At 49.4% G+C, this 20,265-nt stretch carries 26 protein-coding genes; 5 read left to right on the top strand and 21 right to left on the bottom strand.

From position 1 onward, the window contains the following. Positions 1 to 44: 44 nt before the first annotated feature. Together DESRU_RS03830 and DESRU_RS03825 are read right to left on the bottom strand one after the other, a co-directional pair. On the bottom strand, positions 45 to 1,271 hold the full coding sequence (locus tag DESRU_RS03830; RefSeq protein WP_013840809.1) for a molybdopterin molybdotransferase MoeA: 1,227 nt from the start codon (positions 1,269 to 1,271) through the stop codon (positions 45 to 47). 14 nt (positions 1,272 to 1,285) lie between these two features. Beyond that, a complete protein-coding gene (locus tag DESRU_RS03825) occupies positions 1,286 to 1,465 on the bottom strand; it encodes a hypothetical protein (protein WP_013840808.1) in 180 nt (59 codons plus the stop codon). 148 nt (positions 1,466 to 1,613) lie between these two features. On the opposite strand from DESRU_RS03825, the gene hemZ reads away from it, so the two are divergent. From hemZ to DESRU_RS03805, 4 genes are all read left to right on the top strand, one after another. Next, positions 1,614 to 3,098: a coproporphyrinogen dehydrogenase HemZ gene (gene hemZ / locus DESRU_RS03820; RefSeq protein ID WP_013840807.1), complete on the top strand. Its 1,485-nt coding sequence runs from the start codon at positions 1,614 to 1,616 to the stop codon at positions 3,096 to 3,098. A gap of 162 nt (positions 3,099 to 3,260) precedes the next feature. After that, positions 3,261 to 3,851, top strand: coding sequence for an RNA polymerase sigma factor (locus DESRU_RS03815; protein WP_013840806.1), 591 nt, complete (start codon positions 3,261 to 3,263; stop codon positions 3,849 to 3,851). Then, entirely contained in the window at positions 3,826 to 4,512 is a 687-nt protein-coding gene (locus DESRU_RS03810; RefSeq protein WP_013840805.1) for an anti-sigma factor family protein, read from the top strand. Before DESRU_RS03815 ends, DESRU_RS03810 begins: the two co-directional genes overlap by 26 nt. Beyond that, positions 4,500 to 5,942 carry a bactofilin family protein gene (locus DESRU_RS03805; protein ID WP_013840804.1) on the top strand — a complete coding sequence of 481 codons (1,443 nt, stop codon included), beginning with the start codon at positions 4,500 to 4,502 and terminating at the stop codon, positions 5,940 to 5,942. Before DESRU_RS03810 ends, DESRU_RS03805 begins: the two co-directional genes overlap by 13 nt. Before the next feature lie 83 nt (positions 5,943 to 6,025). Here DESRU_RS03805 and DESRU_RS03800 read toward each other — a convergent pair whose 3' ends face one another. The 16 genes from DESRU_RS03800 to DESRU_RS03725 all read right to left on the bottom strand — a co-directional run bounded on the left by DESRU_RS03800 (position 6,026) and on the right by DESRU_RS03725 (position 16,809). After that, entirely contained in the window at positions 6,026 to 6,628 is a 603-nt protein-coding gene (locus DESRU_RS03800) for a 5-formyltetrahydrofolate cyclo-ligase (protein ID WP_013840803.1), read from the bottom strand. Between the two features lie 101 nt (positions 6,629 to 6,729). Continuing rightward, positions 6,730 to 7,161 carry an ACT domain-containing protein gene (locus tag DESRU_RS03795; protein ID WP_013840802.1) on the bottom strand — a complete coding sequence of 144 codons (432 nt, stop codon included), beginning with the start codon at positions 7,159 to 7,161 and terminating at the stop codon, positions 6,730 to 6,732. Between the two features lie 26 nt (positions 7,162 to 7,187). Then, the gene (locus DESRU_RS03790; protein WP_013840801.1) at positions 7,188 to 8,492 is read right to left on the bottom strand and encodes a phenylacetate--CoA ligase family protein; all 1,305 of its coding nucleotides are present in this window, start codon (positions 8,490 to 8,492) and stop codon (positions 7,188 to 7,190) included. A gap of 246 nt (positions 8,493 to 8,738) precedes the next feature. Next, positions 8,739 to 9,821 carry a tRNA (adenosine(37)-N6)-threonylcarbamoyltransferase complex transferase subunit TsaD gene (gene tsaD / locus DESRU_RS03785; protein WP_013840800.1) on the bottom strand — a complete coding sequence of 361 codons (1,083 nt, stop codon included), beginning with the start codon at positions 9,819 to 9,821 and terminating at the stop codon, positions 8,739 to 8,741. Continuing rightward, positions 9,796 to 10,329 carry a ribosomal protein S18-alanine N-acetyltransferase gene (gene rimI / locus DESRU_RS03780; protein ID WP_013840799.1) on the bottom strand — a complete coding sequence of 178 codons (534 nt, stop codon included), beginning with the start codon at positions 10,327 to 10,329 and terminating at the stop codon, positions 9,796 to 9,798. Before rimI ends, tsaD begins: the two co-directional genes overlap by 26 nt. After that, positions 10,330 to 11,043 carry a tRNA (adenosine(37)-N6)-threonylcarbamoyltransferase complex dimerization subunit type 1 TsaB gene (gene tsaB, locus DESRU_RS03775; RefSeq protein WP_013840798.1) on the bottom strand — a complete coding sequence of 238 codons (714 nt, stop codon included), beginning with the start codon at positions 11,041 to 11,043 and terminating at the stop codon, positions 10,330 to 10,332. Further along, the gene (gene tsaE, locus DESRU_RS03770; RefSeq protein ID WP_013840797.1) at positions 11,024 to 11,530 is read right to left on the bottom strand and encodes a tRNA (adenosine(37)-N6)-threonylcarbamoyltransferase complex ATPase subunit type 1 TsaE; all 507 of its coding nucleotides are present in this window, start codon (positions 11,528 to 11,530) and stop codon (positions 11,024 to 11,026) included. The genes tsaB and tsaE overlap by 20 nt, the downstream gene beginning before the upstream one ends. Before the next feature lie 111 nt (positions 11,531 to 11,641). Next, positions 11,642 to 11,860 carry a hypothetical protein gene (locus DESRU_RS03765; RefSeq protein WP_041275284.1) on the bottom strand — a complete coding sequence of 73 codons (219 nt, stop codon included), beginning with the start codon at positions 11,858 to 11,860 and terminating at the stop codon, positions 11,642 to 11,644. Between the two features lie 270 nt (positions 11,861 to 12,130). After that, positions 12,131 to 12,538 carry a response regulator gene (locus DESRU_RS03760; protein ID WP_013840796.1) on the bottom strand — a complete coding sequence of 136 codons (408 nt, stop codon included), beginning with the start codon at positions 12,536 to 12,538 and terminating at the stop codon, positions 12,131 to 12,133. A 133-nt stretch (positions 12,539 to 12,671) separates the two neighbouring features. Next, positions 12,672 to 13,823 (bottom strand): amidohydrolase, encoded by a 1,152-nt coding sequence (locus tag DESRU_RS03755; protein WP_013840795.1) that lies wholly within the window; start codon positions 13,821 to 13,823, stop codon positions 12,672 to 12,674. A gap of 34 nt (positions 13,824 to 13,857) precedes the next feature. Next, positions 13,858 to 14,556: a gamma-glutamyl-gamma-aminobutyrate hydrolase family protein gene (locus tag DESRU_RS03750; protein ID WP_013840794.1), complete on the bottom strand. Its 699-nt coding sequence runs from the start codon at positions 14,554 to 14,556 to the stop codon at positions 13,858 to 13,860. A 56-nt stretch (positions 14,557 to 14,612) separates the two neighbouring features. Then, positions 14,613 to 14,963, bottom strand: coding sequence for a type II toxin-antitoxin system PemK/MazF family toxin (locus DESRU_RS03745; protein ID WP_013840793.1), 351 nt, complete (start codon positions 14,961 to 14,963; stop codon positions 14,613 to 14,615). Positions 14,964 to 14,969: 6 nt separating this feature from the next. Continuing rightward, positions 14,970 to 15,245, bottom strand: a complete 276-nt coding sequence (locus tag DESRU_RS03740; RefSeq protein WP_013840792.1) for a CopG family ribbon-helix-helix protein — start codon at positions 15,243 to 15,245, stop codon at positions 14,970 to 14,972. Positions 15,246 to 15,311: 66 nt separating this feature from the next. Next, positions 15,312 to 15,827 carry an acetolactate synthase small subunit gene (ilvN, locus tag DESRU_RS03735; protein WP_013840791.1) on the bottom strand — a complete coding sequence of 172 codons (516 nt, stop codon included), beginning with the start codon at positions 15,825 to 15,827 and terminating at the stop codon, positions 15,312 to 15,314. A 135-nt stretch (positions 15,828 to 15,962) separates the two neighbouring features. After that, positions 15,963 to 16,337: a zinc ribbon domain-containing protein gene (locus DESRU_RS03730; protein ID WP_013840790.1), complete on the bottom strand. Its 375-nt coding sequence runs from the start codon at positions 16,335 to 16,337 to the stop codon at positions 15,963 to 15,965. A 16-nt stretch (positions 16,338 to 16,353) separates the two neighbouring features. Beyond that, positions 16,354 to 16,809, bottom strand: coding sequence for an N-acetyltransferase (locus DESRU_RS03725; RefSeq protein ID WP_013840789.1), 456 nt, complete (start codon positions 16,807 to 16,809; stop codon positions 16,354 to 16,356). A gap of 164 nt (positions 16,810 to 16,973) precedes the next feature. Between DESRU_RS03725 and DESRU_RS03720 the strand changes: the two genes are divergently transcribed. Then, positions 16,974 to 17,309 (top strand): YmaF family protein, encoded by a 336-nt coding sequence (locus tag DESRU_RS03720; RefSeq protein WP_013840788.1) that lies wholly within the window; start codon positions 16,974 to 16,976, stop codon positions 17,307 to 17,309. A 16-nt stretch (positions 17,310 to 17,325) separates the two neighbouring features. Here the strand turns inward: DESRU_RS03720 and DESRU_RS03715 are convergent, their stop codons facing one another. From DESRU_RS03715 to DESRU_RS03705, 3 genes are all read right to left on the bottom strand, one after another. Continuing rightward, complete coding sequence (locus DESRU_RS03715) at positions 17,326 to 17,988, bottom strand: rhomboid family intramembrane serine protease (RefSeq protein WP_420794898.1); 663 nt, start codon at positions 17,986 to 17,988, stop codon at positions 17,326 to 17,328. A 333-nt stretch (positions 17,989 to 18,321) separates the two neighbouring features. Beyond that, a complete protein-coding gene (locus DESRU_RS03710; RefSeq protein WP_013840786.1) occupies positions 18,322 to 18,657 on the bottom strand; it encodes a hypothetical protein in 336 nt (111 codons plus the stop codon). A gap of 104 nt (positions 18,658 to 18,761) precedes the next feature. After that, complete coding sequence (locus DESRU_RS03705; RefSeq protein ID WP_013840785.1) at positions 18,762 to 20,195, bottom strand: glucose-6-phosphate isomerase; 1,434 nt, start codon at positions 20,193 to 20,195, stop codon at positions 18,762 to 18,764. Positions 20,196 to 20,265 lie beyond the last annotated feature (70 nt).

Raw genomic sequence — 20,265 nt, 5'->3', positions numbered from 1 at the left:
TAATTTTAGAATTTATGGTAACTTTAATTTAAAAGGCAGAACCGCTAGAACAACCACACATCCACCCATTCCCCGGCCTCCACCCCCTCCTTATTCAGGGGCAGATGAGCCACACCGTCCGCCTTGACCATGGTGCTGATTAGACCTGACTTGCCCAGGACAGGCTCGGCCAGTAGGGTTCCGTCCTCTCCCCGGCGTAGAACCACCCGCAGGAAGTCATCCCTTCCGGTGGCCGAATGTACATTACGGGTCATCACAGCCCGCAGGGGGAATTTTCTGAGATCCCCGGAAATATCCAGGGATTCAATGAATGGCCGTGCCAGCAGGTTGAAAACTACCATAGCCGAAACCGGATGACCCGGCAGCCCAAAAACAGCCTTACCGTCCACCATGGCGCCGATGGAAGGCTTGCCGGGTTTAATGGCCATACCATGGAACAGCACTCCCGGTTTACCAAGGGTATCAATAACCCGGGCCGTTACATCCCGGGTTCCTACGGAACTGCCCCCGGAGATCAGGATCATATCGTTTTCCGCCAGGGCCTGAACCATGGTATTCCGCAAGGTGTCAAAATCATCTTCAACAATGCCGTAAAGCCTGGGCATTCCCCCAGCTTCCAGAACCTGTCCGTACAAGGCATAGGAATTGATATCCCTGACTTTCCCCGGAGGCACCGGTTGGTTTGGTTCCGTCAGTTCATCGCCGGTGGAAAGAATGCCCACCTTCAGGGGCATCAGAACCGGAACCCGGGTTACACCCACTGCCGCCAGCAGGCCCAAATCCTGAGGGCGCAGGCGGTGTCCCGCTGTCAGGATGGTCAAACCCGCCATGACGTCTTCCCCCCGGCGTACGACATTTTCTCCGGGAGCAACCGGCCTGGTAATACCAATGGTCTTTTCATCCAGCTCTTCCGTATATTCCACCATTACCACGGCATCCGCTCCGGCCGGGAGCATGCCCCCGGTTGGAATGGCCCAGGCTTGGCCCGGTTCCAGGAACCCGGCGGCTTCCCTGCCCATAATAACTTCACCGGCAATGTTCACATAGGCAGGCAGGGATTCGGCGGCGCCAAAGATATCCCGGGCTCGGACCGCATAGCCGTCCATAGTGGACCGGTCAAAGCCGGGAACCTCCTCCAAAGATACGATATCCCGGGATAACACCCGGTTTAATCCCTCCAACAGGGGAACGGTTTCCTCTTCACGGCGAATAACATGCTTGGACAGGGTTTGCCGCGCCTGCTGTACCGTCAATACATTAAATAGTTCCAAGATAACCCTCCCGTTTAAAAACAGCCCAGTTCGCAGGCTTTAATCTTAATTTTTAGTTCATCACAAACCTTGCCCACCACTCCCGGGGCTACAGCAAATTCCCCGGCTATTTTACGGGCCGCCGTGCAGGAAAGTTTTCCTTCCCGGGCTGCTTTTTTCACGGCCTCTACAATTTTCTCCTGAGTTTGCTCCACAATATTCTCCCCTTTTCGATTAACCTTTTATTTGTGTTATTATTACATTGGAATGGTAAAATATCCTGCCATACCCAGAGACTCTTATTGATCTTTTATAAAAACGAGCCTTTATTTTATGGACAACCCGTTTCTAAGGAGAGAGAAAATGATTGCCATTGAACTTACCGGCGCAGCCGTTCTTTACCAGGGAACCATCCAGGATGTGATCTGGCTTTTTTATCCCGGTGCACAATTGGTTCATTCCGGGCCGGAACCCCGTCTTCATTTAGAGTTGGGGCAGGAAGGACCGGTCCTTTGGGCAGAGGCCCGGTTTTACGACCAGCCGGCGGCCATAACTCACAGGGCTACAGGCTGGCAGCCGGTTATTGCCGAAGAATCCCTTATTGAACTAAAAAGATTGGCCCGGCTGGCTGTTTTCCGGGCTCTGGAAGCCGCCACCGGAAAAAACCCCAGCCCTTGGGGCATTATGACCGGCATTCGCCCCACCAAAGTGGTTCACCGGCTGATGGATGAAGGCTGGTCCCAAGAGCAGGTAAAGGCCTACCTGATGGCGGGCTATGCCCTGCGGGAAGACAAAGCCGAACTTATTACCACTGTTGCCCGGACCCAGCGTTCCTGGCTGCTTTCCAGGGAACAGGCCAAAAAATTGGTGTCGGTTTATATAGGCATTCCCTTTTGTCCATCCCGCTGCCTTTATTGCTCTTTCCCTTCTTACCCGCTAAAAAAGCACCGCGCTATGGTGGAACCCTTCCTGAAAGCGCTTCTGGAAGAAATCAAGGTGGTGGGAGAAGCCCTGCAATCCAGAGGCATCGCCGTGCAGACCCTTTACCTGGGCGGTGGTACCCCCACCAGCCTGCAACCGGATCAAGTACACCTGCTGCTGGAAACCATCAACCGCTGCTTAAAGGGTCCCTGTACCCGTGAAGTAACGGTGGAGGGAGGCAGACCGGATACGTTAAGCCGTGAGATGCTTTCCCTGCTGGCGGAGCAGGGAGTCAGCCGCCTCAGTATCAACCCCCAGAGCATGAATCAGAAAACCCTGGAGACCATCGGCCGCCAGCACACGGTGGAAGATATCTACCAGGCTGTGGAAACGGCCAGGCAATTAAAATTCCCCACCATCAATATGGATTTAATTATTGGTCTGCCTGGGGAAACTGCAGCCGACGTAACCCAAACCATGGACCGCATTGCCAAGCTGCACCCGCAAAATCTGACGGTTCACGCCCTGGCCTTAAAGCGGGCCTCGGATTTAAAGCAAAGACTGGATCAGTTTCCTTTGACTTCCGCCTCCGAGACCACAGCCATGTGGCAGGAGACCCACCGGGGTGCCCGCAGCCTTGGTCTGGAACCCTATTATCTGTACAGGCAAAAGCAAATGGTCGGTAATCTGGAGAATATCGGTTATGCCCTGGCGGATCATCTCTGTATTTATAACATTCAAATGATCGAAGAAAGGCAAACCATTATCGGACTGGGGGTGGGAGCCAGTTCCAAGTGGGTGGATTCCGATACCTGGAGGCTGGTGAATGACTACAATGCCAAAGAGCCAAGGCAGTACACCGAGCGGTTAAGGGAATACCTGGAACGGAAGGTACAGCACATTCAACAGATGGGAGCCGGAAGTTAATTTGCATATTGGTACACAGACGGGAGAAGCCCCGTCTTTTTATATGAAAAAATTTCCATAAAATTATTTTTAAAGTTATGAAATAAAAGAACTCCCCGCTACGTCAAAGTGAGCGTGAAGAAACGGTCAGGAAGGAGGCGAAAGGCTATCGGAACACCGGATGTGCCGCAGGACATCATAGAAAAGGCGAGAACGGGCGATACAGGAGCCTTTGAGGCCATCGTCAGGTGGTATCAGCCCGGTATTTTCAATGTGGCCTTTCGCATCTTGAATGACCGGGAAGAAGCCCGGGATGCCACCCAGGAGGTCTTTATCAAGTTGTACTCTGCCCTGGCCTCTTTCCGGGGTGAAGCAAAATTCACCAGTTGGTTTTACCGAATTGCCACCAATGTTTGTTTGGACCGCTACCGCAGGAACAAAAAATCAAGGGCCCACACGATTCAGGACCGCTATGAGGATATCGCGCCAAGGGCCCCCACCACGGCAAGGGACGATCCGGCGGAAATATATCAGCAGAAGGAATCCCTGTCAGCACTTCAGGAACTCATCGCCGATCTGCCTGTAAAATACCGCACCGTCCTTATTTTACGCCATCTGGAAGGCCTTAGTTATCAGGAAATCGCAGACATTATGGAAATACCGGTACAAACCGTCGGTACTCAAATTCATCGTGCCAAGGCAGTTTTACAGAAGAAAATGAAACCCATCCACAAAGGGGGTATCTCCCATGAACCAGACCTGCCTATGGATTAAAAAAAATCTAGCAGCCTACGGCGATCACCAGTTGACGCCGGAAGATCAGACCCGGATAGATAAACACCTGAAACACTGTCCGGAATGCCAGGCCTACTGGCAGGAACAACAAGCCTTAAATCACTGGTTGGATAACCTCGTTATGGAGGAACCTCCGCCCGAACTAACCGGTCAGATTATGACAGCCATTGAGTCCCTGCCTCCGGTCCGGAACGGGGCCCTTCAGGTACAGGAATATTCCTGGTGGGACTTTACCCTCAGAAGTTTTCTGCTGCTGCTTACAGGTACAACGGTTCTTCTGGTGTCCGTCTGGATCTACCTGGAGCAGCGGTACGGCTGGTTGCAAGCAGCAGGACTCATCCGCTGGAAAATGGCCAAGGGATGGGAACAAATCTGGAACACGGTGGATTTATGGTACCTGAGTTTGCTGCAATGGTTCTACCATACCTGGAACTCGGCTGTAAACTGGCCGGCGAGCTCAGGAACCTCATTGCTGCAGGGTATTGTCTCGGTGCGGGAACACTTTGCCTCCCACCAGGGTGCTCTGGGAACGGCGTTGATTATTTTGGTCATTTGGATACTCCTGACCCTTATCACCGCTCATCTTGGTTCCAGGATTATTTTTAATCGCGGAGAGGAGAGAACGAATTGTCAAAAATAAAAGGCATCGCCTTATGGCTGCTTAAATGGACCCTCCTTATGGCTGTAATTGCCTTAATCATACTAGGCTTCAGTTTTCTTGAACGGGGCCAGTTGGCCAAGGAAATTTCTTACGCTCTTAACCTGCCAACACAAGAATGGTGGCAGCCGGAATTTCAAGAAACTCCATCCCCACAGGTAGTGGAAATTCAGGATGAATGGAAGGAAATTAACCTCCCCCCCAACCAATCGCTGCCTGAGCTGAAGGAACCGAACAAACGGCTGAAAATCCGCGCTACTCAGGTTATCGGCATCGTAGAAGCCAAGGAAGTACGACTCTATGAAAACGCCACTGCCGGCTCTGTGATCGCCAATGAAACGGCTGCCATTTACGGCGGTTCGGTTAAACAAAATGTCCAGGGCGCCAGGATTATACTGGCCCCGGATGAACAGTCTGAGTTTAATCTCTATTCCCATCCCTATCAGGCATTTAAGGATGATAGGGAACAAAAGGGAGACCGCGGAACCGTCTACGGCAATCTAACCGGGAATGAAATTCTAGCCCTGGATGGCACCACCGTCCTAGGAGACGTGGGTACCGTTGAAAGCCAATTGGATCTGGCCGGCGTCGTACAGGGCAATGTTACCGGAAAGCAAATTATCCTCCGGTCCACCGCGCTGATTCATGGTGATGTGGTTATCAGCAGTGACTCGGTGATCATGGAGCCCGGTGCCAGTATATTAGGCAAAATAAGAAACCTGGATGATAAACCCGTCAAGATTGTCAAAGGAGAAACTTCGTCCGAAAGAAGCTATCACAACAATCCATCCGGGGCAGCGGACTTTGGTCCATCTTATGAAAGGGTTGTTGTCCAAGAGGATAGCAAGGGGTTTTTATTCCTGCTCTGGATTCCTGTTTTACTGGGTATTTTGGCAACTCAGTTCATTACCTACGGTTTCTTTCCCGGTGATGTGGCTGAAGGCATGGAAAATCTGACGCTTCGTCCCTTGCGAACATTATGGATCGGTTTTGTAACGGCTGCTCTGGGAGTCCCCCTGTGCTTCCTGCTGTTCATTACCATTCTGGGCATCCCCTTTTCCCTGGCCCTCAGCATCGCTCTGCTCTTGGCAATTCTGGTAGGTTCGTCCGGAGTCTGCCTAAAAATTGGCCGCAAGGTGAGTGCCTCTTTTGGCCTGAATCTTTCCCAGGTTAAAGAAATGCTGCTGGGAGTATTGCTGGTGGCCCATTTGATCTGGATTCCGGTGCTGGGCTGGTTATTCTTGATGGTGCTGGGTGTCATGGGACTGGGCAGCGTCATTATGATTTGGTACCCACGTTTCAAAAACCACTGGTCCCGGTGGCGGGAGTCCCGCCGGACAAAGGAAGCGGAGCATAAGTTAGAAGAGCCCTCTCCGATTGAAGAAAGCGACGACGAAAATAAACGGGAATAAGGAAAAAGCGAATCTATTAAACACTTGACCCCACATTGAGGTCACATGAAAAAATACCCTCCCCTGGCAATGAATGCTCGCCATCATGGGAGGGTATTTTGCCGGGGAAAACATTGCCTTACCCGGTCTTCGGTGATGATATAATGAACCGGCTGGTCATGGGGCCCGGTTATGGAACTTAAGTCCGGCACCATTTGAAATTCATAGGCTAAGGCCACGGTAACGGCTTCCTTTTTCAACCGGGGTATAAACCGGTCAAAGTATCCGCCGCCATAGCCCAGGCGGTTTCCCGCGGGATCAAAAGCCACGCCGGGTACAAGCACCAGATCCAGTTCCTCGGGCTTTACCGGTCTGAAAGCGCCGGAACGGGGCTCCAGGATGCCGTACAAGCCCGGGATTAAGTCTTCGGAGGGATTCAGCAGCCGGGAAGGAGTTATGGATTTATCGTTGGCCCTGGCCACCGGTACCATTACGGCCCTGCCTTCTTTCAGCGCTTCCCTGACCAGGTCGCCGGTATAAACCTCTTGGCGGAAGTCAAGATAAACCATCATTTTATTGGCGGCACGGTAAATATCCAGGTTCACCAAATGTTCCTGGATCAGCCGGCTTTTTTCCCGAACCTGCCGCTGGTCCAATGAATCCCTCATTTTTATCATTTGCTTGCGGATTTGCTCTTTGCTATTCAATGGTTCTCCTCTAAAAAATTTTAGTCTGGCCCAGGTTCACAGTGAACATTCCCTTGATAAAAAGATCAAAAACCCTTCCCGGAGGAAGGATTTTTGTTTCATCACATTTGATAAACTTCTTCTCCAGAAACAATGCGCACCCCGTTTTTCTGAAGTACTTTGATCGCCTCGTCTACCTGCTCAACCCGGAATACGATTAAAGCAGCGCTGGCTGTCTGGGTTACAAAAGCATAAAGATATTCAATGTTGATGCCCACCTGATCCAGGTGCTGGAGGATATTGCTTAAGCCTCCCGGCTCATCCGTAACTTCCACAGCAATCACATCGGTGGTACTTACCGTAAACCCGTTTTCCCGTAACACCTGATAGGCCAACTGGGGTTTATTCACAATGAGACGAAGAATACCAAAGTCCGTGGTATCCGCGATGGAAAGGGCACGAATGTTAATATCGTTTTCTCCAAGCACTTCCGTTACTTTGGCCAGGCGACCCTTCTTGTTTTCCAGAAAAATGGAAATCTGCTGCACGCGCACCTTAACGCCCCCCTTATCTTCTTGGATTATATTTCCCTCTTATCAATAATTCGTTTCGCTTTCCCTTCACTGCGTGGTAAAGATTTCGGTTCCACCAGCTTGATCTTAGCAGAAATTCCTAGAACACTTAGAATTCGCTCTCTGAGCCTTCTTTCCAGAACCTCCAGGCCGGCGATTTTATCCGAAAACATGGAACTGGATAATTCAACTTGGATCTCCAGATCATCCATGGCAGCCTTCCGGTCCACCACCAGCAGGTAATGAGGTTCGGTTTCCCCGAACTCCAGCAATACGCTTTCAATTTGGGACGGGAATACATTCACACCCCGGATAATGAGCATATCGTCGGTACGTCCGGTAATTCTCTCCATGCGGATATGAGTGCGTCCGCAGGCGCATTTCTCAGGATATAAAGCGGAAATGTCCCTGGTACGGTAACGGATGACAGGGAAACCCTCTTTGGTTAAGGTGGTAAAGACCAGTTCACCCCTTTGGCCGTAAGGTAGCGGTTGCTCTGTCTCCGGATCAATGATTTCCGGAATAAAATGATCTTCGAAAATATGGAGCCCGTTTTTATAGGGGCACTCCATGGCTACCCCGGGTCCCAGCACTTCGCTTAAACCATAGATATCGTGGGCGATGATCCCCAGCTTTTCCTCTAATTGCACACGCATATTGTTGGACCAGGGTTCAGCACCAAAAATGCCGGCCTTCAATGGCAGGGTATGGGGGTCCAGTCCCTGAGCAATCATTTCATCCGCCAGGAACAGGGTGTAGGACGGGGTGGCTGTTAAAATGGTGGTGCCAAAATCCTGCATCAGCATGATCTGACGGGCGGTATTGCCGCCGGAAATGGGAACAATGGTGGCTCCCAGCCGCTCGGCCCCATAATGAATGCCCAGTCCCCCGGTAAACAAACCGTAGCCATAGGCGTTCTGAACCACATCTTCCCGGGTGCCCCCGGCCATCACAAAACAACGGGCCACCAGGTCGGCCCAGTTATCCAGGTCCTTTTTAGTATAACCCACCACAATGGGTTTACCGGTGGTACCCGAAGAGGCATGCATCCGCACAATTTCACTGCGGGGCACTGCAAAAAGGCCGAAGGGATAAGTATCTCTTAAATCTTTCTTGGTTGTAAAGGGCAATTTTCTTAAATCCTCCAGGGAATGAATCTCCCCCGGGGTAATCCCCTTTTCTTGAAAAGCCTGACGATAAAAAGGCACCGAAGTATAAACCTTTTCCACCAATGCTTTTAATCTTTTTAATTGAATCTCCGCCAACTGGTCCCGGGACATGGTTTCATGATGGGCATCCCAGTATGTGCTCAAGTCTCTACACCTCCGTACTCCCGTACTAAAATTAAAGTATGCTGTATAAATTTAAATGTATTCTACAGAAAGCTTGTAGTTCCTACCTTGTATAACAATATAATAAAAAATTAATACCCCTTTCCCAGCCATCGTTCGGATTTTAAAGCTCATTGATATACACAAGAAAAGTCCTTATTTATCAAGTTATTAACAGACTTATCCACATTATCCACAGAGAATCTTCCACAGAACAAAGTTTTTAATTCAAATTTTCTTCTCTTTATGTCTACTTTCCAAGGACATTTGTCCCTGATTCTCCGGTCCCTCATACTGATCCTGCCCAAGGGCTAAACCCGGAACTGCGTTCAGGGTTAAACCGGCAAAATCACTTCTCAAGTATTTATAGTAACCGGCACAGGCAATCATAGCCGCATTATCGGTACACAGGTCCAAGGGTGGAAAGACCACCCGGCAGCCCGCCTCTGCCGCCCTTAGCAGCAGCCGTTCCCGCAGGCTCCGGTTGGCTGCCACACCTCCCGCCAGCATAATGGTTTTCACCCCGCAGCCCTGGGCAGCGATAAAGGTCTTCTCTACCAAAACTTCCACCACCGCCCGCTGGAAGCTGGCGGCAAGATCGGCCTTGTTCACTTCTTCTTTTCGCTGGCCGGCCCGGTTTAAATAGTTGAGCACCGCCGATTTGAGGCCGCTGAAGCTGAAATCCAAGCTTCCCTCCTCGAGAAATGCCCGGGGAAGCTTTATGGCGTTGGGGTCTCCTTCCTTGGACAGTTTATCAATCAGGGGGCCTCCGGGGTAACCCAGCCCCATGGCCCTGGCTACTTTGTCAAAAGCCTCTCCGGCCGCATCATCCCGGGTACGCCCAAGAAGCTGGTAACTTCCCCGGTGAGGCATGTAAACCAGGTCCGTGTGTCCCCCGGAAACCACCAGGCAAAGCAAAGGAAATTCCAGCTCCGGACGAACCAGAAAATTGGCTGAAATATGACCTTCCAGGTGGTTAACGCCAATCAGCGGAATGTCCAGCGCATAGGCCAGCGCTTTGGCCGCTGCCACACCCACCAGCAGGGCCCCTACCAGGCCGGGCCCGTAAGTTACCGCCACAGCATCCAGATCAGCCAGGGTCGCACCGGCTTTGTCCAGCGCTTCCAGGATAACCGGGTTCACATTTTCCAGGTGCTTCCGGGAAGCCACCTCGGGAACCACACCGCCAAATTTTTTATGTGTATCAATCTGAGAGGCAATGATATTGGATCGCAAATCCACCCCGTCCACCAGTATGGCCGCAGAGGTTTCATCACAGGATGTTTCAATGCCTAGAACGGTTATGCTCATCTTTTCCTCCGGTCTTTTCTGGATGCTGCAGGTTGTCGCCGGACGCGGAAGCACTGTCCCCGCCGCTTAAATCAACCCACATAATAATGGCATCCTCGTTGGTATCCGTATAATAACGCTTGCGAAGTCCCTTTTCCTTAAAACCCAGCTTTTTATACAATTCCCGGGCCACTGTGTTGGAGGGCCTTACCTCCAGGGTCATGCGAACCGCCCCCCTTAAGACGGCCCTTCTCATCATTTCGCACATCAAGGCCTGCCCCAGCTTCTTCCCCCGGTGCTCCGGGTGAACCGCCACATTGGTGATATGGGCTTCATCCAGCACCATCCACATGCCGGCATAGCCGGCTACTTCCTCCCCCTGCAGGGCAACCAAATAATGGGCAAAATGATTGTTGGTTATTTCATAAGTAAAGGCCTGCTGGGACCAGGGAGTAGGAAAAGAAATTTGTTCAATCTGCAACACTGCGGGAATATGCTCCGGGATCATATCCACCAGTTGATAACTCATTTATTCACCTACTTTGTTACATTGGGCCGATAATTTCACTTCCGCTTCGGAAGGTCGAATGTATTCGGGAGTCAATGCCAAAGGCGTCATGCCTCCATGGCGGGCCAACTCAAGGTAGCCCAGCTCAGCTACCGCGCCCCCTCTGGGCAGCAGAGCCGACTGAGGCGCAAACAGAGCCCGCTCCCCCAGCAATTGCAGGAGCTGCTCCTTAAATTCGGGTACCCCGTCACCCAGGAAGGTAACGGCGCCAGCCCATGCTTCCAGCCCATGCGCCAGTTCTTTGATGCTCACTGCCAGGGGACCCAGCAGCAATTGAGGTCGGTCTGCGGTGCCTTTATAGATAGCGGCATAAACCTCATTCTTCCTTGCGTTTAGAATAGGACAAACCACCTGTCCCCGGGCCGCCAGCGGCAGGGCCAGAGCCTCCAGGGTGGATACCCCGATGATCGGAACCTGCCAAACCAGTGCCAGGGTTTTTGCCGTAGTCATGCCAATACGAAGCCCGGTAAAGGAACCCGGCCCTGAGGACACGGCAATGCCGTTAATTTGAGCAGGGGTAATTCCGGACTCTTCAATCACTGCTTTGATCATGGGCAGCAAGTTAACGGAATGAGTACGGCGGTTGTTGACCAATCGTTCGGCCATAATCCTGCCCTTCTCCACAACAGCCACCCCGGCCACCGGTGTGGCTGCTTCAATTCCCAGTACGAACAAGTTTGCTCAACTCCTCCACCAGCGGTTGATACCGTTCTCCTAAGGGGGAAAAGGTGATCCTTCTGCGGTCCTCCGCCGTCTCTTCCCTGGTTAGGGTTATCACCAATCGTTCCCGGGGCAGTAAGGGCTCAATCTTGTTGGCCCACTCAATAAGACATACACCCGAGCCATAAAAATATTCCTCATAGCCCAGATCCTCCATGTCTTCCGGAACTTCAAGACGATAGACATCAAAGTGATACAAAGGCAACCGGCCTTGGTATTCATTAATTAAGGTAAAGGTAGGACTGGTTACGTGGTCCCTCACCCCCAGCCCCAAGGCAACTCCTTGGGAAAAGGAGGTCTTGCCGGCTCCCAGATCGCCATTGAGGCAAAGGATATCTCCAGCTTGCAGGAGTGGAGCCAGTTTTTCCCCCAGGGCAGCCGTCCCTGCCGGGGAAAAGGTTTCAACCATCAGTGGTTCTCTCTGTGCTACAATATTTTCCATTCATTTAACCTCATATTATGAATTCCATTTAAAATATGCTCTTACAACAAGACTATGGTTATTATATAGCAAAGACCCCCGCCTGTAAAAGCAGGGGTCTCGGCTAAAATTCTAGGAGGGAAGAATAAATCGAAAAAGCTGGTACGTTAGGGCGAACAACGGCCAGAGGGCAAAGACTGCCGCCACCAGTCCCGGGGTTTCACCCCAACCCAGTCTTTGAGTGATGGACGGAATGGTTTTCATCATTTTACAGCCCAGCCAAACCCAAGTCAAAAAGATCAGGGCTACCAGGATCAGAGCGAAGGCCTGATGGGCAAACTGTTGCATCATTATGATAACCAACCCCACTAGTAAATACTTGTAGTATTACCAGTTTATAAAGCGCCAAAACAAAGAAAAACCAATAGAACACGGATTTTGCGCATTTCCACGGATTCTCACGGATTTTTTTAATATCCGTGAAAATCCGTATAATCCGTTAAATCCGTGTTCTATTTAAACTAGCACCATCTCTTATAAATGGATTTTGGATCATGGAGGAACCAGCCTAAAAAAAAGCTCCCGTCAGTGATCTCCTTTGAAATCTGACGAGAACTTACGTTAGGCATAGTTTTCCAAACAGGCCTGTTCATAAGGATCGGAATTCCAGACAAAATTCTCTAGTAAGGCTTTAATCTCCTCAACATCAAAAGGTTTGCTCATACACTTCAACGCACCCTTTTGCAGGGCCACGGCGGCCGTATCCTCAGAACTGTAAGCCGTCATCATGACTACCTCGGTATTCGGTGATATTCTCTTAATGTTTCCCAGTGCTTCAAGCCCACCCATTACCGGCATGCGAACATCCATAAAAATTAGATCCGGTTTAATAATTTGAACTTTTTCCACTGCTTCAACACCATTTTGCGCGGTATAAGCATTATGACCTGATTCTTTGACCAGTATTTCCAGAAGATATCGAACGCCTGCCTGATCGTCCACTATCAAAACATCAAGGGTATTTTTCATTTTTCTACTCCTCCCGACATTTTGTGACAAAATGGTATAAAAGTCACTTATTACCATTTATGGTTTTTCTTTTCGACGGGAAGTACTGTAATTCCTTCAAGAAAAAAATTTTTTTGGAAAATTTTTCACGTTCTTATATAACCCGACATCCTTCAACCAGTACCTGCTCAACCCGGTGGGCAGGATCCAATACGGAACGGTCAAGAATGATAATATCGGCGTCTTTCCCGGGTTCCAGAGAACCCACCCGGTGGTCGATGCCCAATATTTTGGCAGCATAAATGGTGATCGCCTTCAATCCTTCTTCTTCAGGCAGACCGCCTTTTACCGCCAGGGCCGCAGAAAGACTCAGGTAATGAATGGGAACAACCGGATGATCGGTCATAATGGCAAAGGGAACTCCCGCCTGATATAAGGATAAAGCCGTCTCCAGGCTCCGGTTCATCAGTTCCACTTTGGCCCGGTTGCTGATAATGGGGCCAACCACCGCCTTGATTCCGGCGGAAGCCAGCCAGGGTGCAATTAAATGTCCTTCTGTACAGTGTTCAACAATTAATTCCAGGCTAAATTCTTTGGCAATCCGCACCGCCGTCATAATGTCATCGGCCCGATGAGCGTGAACCCTTAAGGGCACCTCACCCTTCAGAACCCGAACCACCGCTTCCATTTTTAAGCTCCGTTCCGGCGGACTGCTTTCATGGGTTACGGAGTGTTGTATTTTATCCAGGTAGTTTTGTGCCGCCACCAAAGTATCTCTTAACAGTGCCGCCGAGGCCATCCGGGTCACAGGCATTTTTTGACCGCCGCCATAAACCCGCTTGGGGTTTTCCCCCAGAGCACATTTCAGACCCGCAGGAAAACGGAGGACCATATCATCCACCACCGCCCCGTGGGTTTTCATGGTTACCATCTCGCCACCCACAATGTTGGCGCTTCCCGGACCGGTCACCAGGGTGGTAACCCCTCCGGTCAGGGCGTCCTGAAAAGCAAGATCAGCGGGATTGACCGCATCGACCGCTCTCAAATGAGCGGTTACCGGATCTGTGGTTTCATTGGTGTCGTCTCCCTCAATGCGGTAAATTTCTTCGGCAATCCCCACATGAGTATGGGCATCAATCAATCCCGGCATGACAATCTTTCCGGAAGCGTCAATGATTTCCGTGCCGATGGGAACCGGTACCTCCAGCCCGACTTTTAAAATCTTCTTTCCTTCAATTAACAGGGTTCCTTTTTTCAGCGGCGGCCCTGCCATAGTAAAAATATTGCCGTTTATAATGGCTAACAAAACCATAACCTCCCTAGATTAATCAATCAATCAATTATTTACATGCCTGAATAAAAGACCGGAACAACCCCAGAATCCTGGGATCATGGTTCCACATGCATTCCGGATGACTTTGCACTCCCAGCACATACCGGTGTTTTTTGCTTTCAATGCCTTCCACCACACCATCCAGGGCCCAGGCGCTAACTTCGAATGCCTCTGCCACCTCACCAACCGCCTGGTGATGAAAAGTGTTTACCACCATCTCTTCTCCCAGAATAGTCGCCAGTTTGCTTCCAGGCAGGGTGCGAATAGTATGGGTGCCATACCACCGGGGTGCCTGTTGTTGGTGTTTGAGAGCTCCTTTCATGGTGGAATCAATATCCTGAATAACCTTCCCTCCGGCGGCAATATTCAAAATTTGCACGCCCCGGCAAATCCCCAAGACAGGCATATTTAGAGCCAGGGCCCTGCGGGTCAGCATCAGTTCCAGGCGGTCCCGCCGGGGACAGATATCCCCCATGGCAGGCAAAGGCTCCTCTCCGAAAAGCAGCGGGTCTACATCCACTCCACCGGATAAAAGCAAGCCATCAATGGAATTTAAAATCTGCTCCACATGATCTTCCGGCAAGATGCAGGGAAGTACCAGGGGCAAGCCGCCGGCAGCCTCCACCGCTTCAATGTAGTAGTGACTCAACAAAATCCTGCCAGATCCCCCGTCGTAAGAACTGGTAATACCAATAATCGGAAGCATGGGAATTCCTCCTTAATAAAAATACACCCCTCACTGGAGTGTATTCATTAACAAAACTAAATGTCCACAAGTCCTAGACTGATCTCCACAGCCCGGTTGACTCGGATCATCAGTTCATCATTCAAAGCGGAGACCTTCTCAAAAAGCCTGCTTTTATCAATGGTTCTAAGTTGTTCAAGGAGGATTACCGAGTCCTTTTCCAAACCACTGACCTTTGCCTGAATCTCCACGTGGGTTGGAAGTTTAGCCTTGGCAATTTGTGAGGTAATAGCTGCAATGATGGTGGTAGGACTGTACTGATTTCCTATATCATTTTGTAAGATCAGTACCGGCCTAATGCCCCCTTGTTCCGAGCCGACCACTGGACTGAGGTCAGCAAAGAAAACATCCCCTCGCCGGACTTGCATGGGTTTTTATCCCTCCGCTTTAGCGAGCTCATAACCAGTGGTAACGACCTCAATTTTTTGATACTCCAGGGCCAGAGCCAGATTTAATCTAGCCATTTCCAGGTAGCCTTTTTTCATCTGTTCCCGCAGAATTTGGCGCTTCCTTTCAGCAATATAGAGCTTCATAGCCTCTCTGATAAACTCGCTGCGGTTAACCCTTTCTGCCTCGACAATATCGTCTACCTCCGCCAGCAAACTGTCGGGTAGGCTAATCATAATTCGTCTAACCTGTGCCTGAGCCACCTACCGGACCCCCTTGTTCTTTAATACGCCATATATACACTAAATATATACCCAAAAACGGAAAATTTATGTCAAACTACTATCAGAAGGATCTTTGGCAGCTCCAGGTCCACGATCCAGACAGATCTTCCCGGTCCGCACCATTTCTACAATGCCGTGCTCTCCCAGTACCCCGCACAGGGCATCAATTTTTTCCTCGGTACCGGTGAGTTCAATCACCATGGTCTCCCGGTTCACATCCACCACACTGGCCCGGAATATGTCTACAATATTGACAATATCCGCCCGGCGGCTGGGATCGTCCGCCCTTACTTTAATTAGCGCCAGTTCCCGGTTAATGGAGTCCGAAACAGCCAACTCGTGGATTTTTATAACATCCACCAGTTTGCTCAACTGCTTGACCACCTGGTATAGGATGTGGTCATCTCCCTGAACAACCAGGGTGATGCGGGTAATATTGGGATCCTCGGTATATCCGGCTGCAATGCTTTCAATATTAAACATGCGGCGACTCAGCAATCCCGAAATCCTCGCCAGTACCCCGGGTTTATTTAATACCAGCACGGCCAAACTATGTCGCACAAATAACCCCCCTTTAAATGGCAGGTGTTATTTCAGCTATTGCCGCAAAAAAGCACAGTATGCGTACATTATGCAAGTACTTCTATACCACCTGTCTATATTCCTGTATATACTCCCATGTAAAATATGGAAATTCTATTCCACCACTTTCTGGCCGCAGTTGGCGCAGTAATTTGCCTCCTGAGGCAGCTCCTTGCTGCATTTGGGGCAAGCAGGGGCTTTGGGCGTAAGCTTTTCAATTTGTTCCTTCATATTTTCCATATCTTTTTCTAAAACCTGGGTGCTTTGCAGCAGGCGTTCAATTTCTTCACCCAGCCCTTCTTCACCCTTAAAACGGCGGTAAGATAACTCTCCGATGGCTTCCAGATTATTGTCAAGAATCTTTTGTAGCTTATTGATTTCAAAACGCAGCTTGGTTACTTCCAGCAATTCCCCGGAACGCTTGGTTAAATCTTTGGCCATTCCTCCAATGTCTTTGGCTTTTTCCCCTAGGTTTTTAATAAATTCCATTGAACATGCCTCCTTTTTATTCCAGATCTATAATGACCGCACTTTCCTCACAATTAGGAAATTGCGGACAATTTACACATTCCATCCAAACCTTTTGGGGCAGATTGTCCTTCTCCACGTTATGGAAACCACACTTGACAAAAAACTCCGGTTTATAGGTAAGGGCAAACACTCTGGGCATTTCCAGACTTCTGGCCTCCTCAAGAAAGGTTTCCACCAAAGCCCGGCCAAAACCCCGACGAATGTATTCAGGCGCTACGGCCAGCGCTCTAATCTCAGCCAGATCATTCCATAAAACATGCAAAGCCCCCATTGCAACCAGCTTGCCGTCAACCTCGATCACCGAAAATTCCCGGATTCCTTCATAAAGAACCGCCCGGGCCCGGGCCAACATCTGGCCTTCGGCGGCATAATGACTAATAAGTTTATGAATCTCTTCAACATCGGATATTTTAGCTTTGCGAATGAGCATGATGACATCTCCTGCAACAATAATCTACGCTTTCGTATATATTCGCCAAGGCTTTCGTATAACCTTCCCAATCCAACAATATTCGCTGCTTTATTGGAAGAGGAGGCATGAGTAACAGGAAACATTTTCTTAGCATACCATAAGTTAGGAAGGGGGAAGGAATTGTGTCCGCTATTATACCCAACCGGGCGCCATTTCACGAACATATTTTTATCGGCTCCACCGTTTTAACCAATGGACATGAACATAGTTTTTCAGGAGTCACCGGGCCGGAGATTCTTTTACCGGAATGTTCCGGACTTGGCCACATTCATGAAATTCATGTAACTCACTGTTCTTTCCTGTTTATGCACAGCCACCGGGTGAAAGGAATTACCGGGCCACCCATTTGGCTATCGGAAAATGAGCACTATCATACTTTAGACGGTATGACCGAGGCTTGTACCGCCGATGAACACGTTCATTCCTTCTCGGGGATGACCCGGTCACGCTGGGAATAAAAAACCGCCACCGCAGTTAGTAGCGGTACTTCTGGAAAACCCGGATTAGCAGCGCTCCGGCAGCAAATCCGGCAATATGGGCTAAAAAGGCCACTGTCTGCGCCCCTTGCAAATTCATGGCCTGGTTAAATATTTGTAGAATAAACCAGATTCCCAGGAACACCACTGCCGGTATATGGACAAAGGAAATAAAAATAAAGATGGGCAGCAATGTTAATACCCTGGCCCGGGGAAATAAAACAAAATATCCTCCCAGAACCCCGGCAATGGCACCACTGGCTCCAATTAAAGGAACCGGTGAAGCGGGGTCGCTCCAAACATGCGCCAGGGTGGCGATATACCCTGTAAGCAAATAGAAAAGAAGAAAGCGAAACCTTCCCAGGCGATCCTCAACATTGTCCCCGAAAACCCATAAATACAACATGTTACCTAAAAAATGCATCCAGCCCCCATGCAAGAACATGGCTGAAGTTAATATAAACAATTGACCTGGCAGCGTATAGTGGAAAAGCTCAGAAGGTGTGGCGCCAAAGGCATAAATTAAATGATCCATATAAGGCCCTAAAGAAACTTCATAAATCCAAACCAGAGTATTTAAAAAAATAATGGCAACCGTAACAATGGGAAACCGCCTTGACGGTATATCATCCTTCAATGGTATCGTGGGACCCACCTCCACTGCTTTTGGTTATTATACAATATCTTATGGCCAAAGACATTACAGGTTGCTTAAGATTTTATTGCAGAGAAAACTCTGGCTGGGCGGTTGCCAAAAGAACCCGGAAAGATTCCTACTGTGTCGCCCCTCCTTTCTAAAAACAAAAAATAATAGAACACGGAGGATACGGATTTCTGATTCTCACGGATTTTTAAATTTATATTTAAAATCCGCGCAAATCCGTATCATCCGTTCAATCCGTGTTCTATTCCTAATAGCCGGTTGTTCGTTGTATTATTTGCCTGTTCTTTAGCGCGCTAATAATAAAGTAGTTTGGCAACACTGCCGTTTCAACTATAGACGATGAGGGCAGGAGTGGCTAGAATCGAGGTTGGACACATATTTGGGCTGAACCTCTCTCCAGGATTCGCCAAGAGGCTCCAGTAATTTTTGTTCCCATTTTTTGAGCTCCCTTGCAAAATCCTCTGGACTCCCTTGTCCTTCGCTTACTATTTCTGTGTTTTTGTGGACATCTTCCGAAATAATTTTATAAAAAAGTACACCGTTGGCCGTTTCAATCTTGGAAAGGGCCTTTAAACGCTTGCCGTCCATATCCCCCACCAGAATTTTGTGAACTTCTTCTCCGGGGGTTTTATAGATATAAATATCCTGCTCCGGTAAACGCTGCAATGCTATTCCTCCTTCTGCATCTGTTTAAAAAAACAATCCCGGTCCTTTCCGGCATTTTATTGCTTTTAATTTTCCTCTAAGGCCTTCATTTTAATTCGCAGATGCTAAATAATAAATTCTTTTTTCTTGGCCGGACGGGATTCCAGTTCCATTCTTTTTTCTTCATATCCTGGCCGACCCAGCAAAGCGTAGGTGGCATTTTTCCCTTCCTCCACTCCGGGTTGGTCAAAAGCATTAATATTGAGGAGTTCTCCTAAAAATGCCGTTTGGATTTCCAGCAACTGGATTAATTGTCCCACAGTAAAGGCGTTAACCTCGGGCAGAAGAATGGTGTAATTTAATCTTTGCGCCTTCAGCAGGGCATATTCGGTGGCCATTTGCTCCGCCTTGATTAATTCTCCCAGGGTATGTCCCCCTAAAAAGGCAATGCCCGGTATTTCCTCAAATGTTTTGGGAATGGCTACTTCCTGCCGGTATTCTTCCACCGCTAAAAAGCCAACCACTTTGTCAAAGGGACCCTCGGTATATAACTGTACCTGGGAATGCTGGTCGGTGGCGCCCAGGGCCTTTACCGGTGTTTGCCCCATAAAAACCTCTTCGCCCCTCAGGTTAAAACGTTTGCCTAGGCTCTCGGCCCACAATTGGGCGTACCAGTCGGCAAAATATTTTAATGAGTTCGCATAGGGCATCATAACTGAAATATTTTTACCCCTGCCCATGGCCAAATACTGCAGTACAGCCAATAGATAAGCAGGATTGGCCCATACATTTCCTTCCTCGCACAACTGATCCATATAGGCGGCCCCAGCCAGCATTTCCTTAATATCAATACCGGCCACGGCTGCCGGCAGCAAGCCTACCGGTGACAATTCAGAATACCGTCCTCCCACTCCGGAGGGGACATAGAAAGTGGTATACCCTTCCTTTTGAGCAATTTTAATCAGGTTCCCCCGTTCCCGGTCGGTGGTGGCAATGATATGCCGGGCATATTGGTTCCCCACCTTTTCTTGGAGCCATTGTTGAACAATCATAAACTGGGCCATGGTTTCGGAAGTACTGCCGGATTTACTGACCACGTTAAAAACCGTTGTTGCCGGATCGATCACATCCAGGAGCGCCCTTACCCGTTCAGGATCCACATTATCCAATATATATATTTTAGGTCCTCCCCGCTTTTCCCGGGGTAATTCATTATAGTGAAGATGGTTCAAAGCCGTTTGTACAGCCAGTGGCCCCAAAGCGGAACCGCCGATTCCCAAGAGTACAAAGGTTTCGAATTCCTTGCGGAGGTTTTGGGCAACTTTTAAAATTTCTTCCAGGATATGCCCCGGGGTAAAGGGCAGGCGGCGCCAATCCATTCCACCGTTGTTTTTCTTTTCTGCCATACTCCCGTGAGCTTGACCAACGCGATCCGCCAGTCCCTGCATATCCTCCGGGGAAAACCCTTCCCGGGAACCCAAAAAATCACTCATCATATGATTAAAGTCTACTTTTATTTTCATTTGCTCCCGCCAATCAAAATCCTGATACCGCACCATACTTGCTCCCTCCCTCCATATTGATCCTGTGTTTAATTATGAAGATATTACTCCCCCCGGACCAAATACC

The sequence above is a fragment of the Desulforamulus ruminis DSM 2154 genome (assembly GCF_000215085.1).
Lineage (GTDB): Bacteria > Bacillota > Desulfotomaculia > Desulfotomaculales > Desulfotomaculaceae > Desulfotomaculum > Desulfotomaculum ruminis.
Note: the sequence above shows the minus strand (reverse complement) of the source record. Positions and strands in the feature narration are given on the sequence as shown.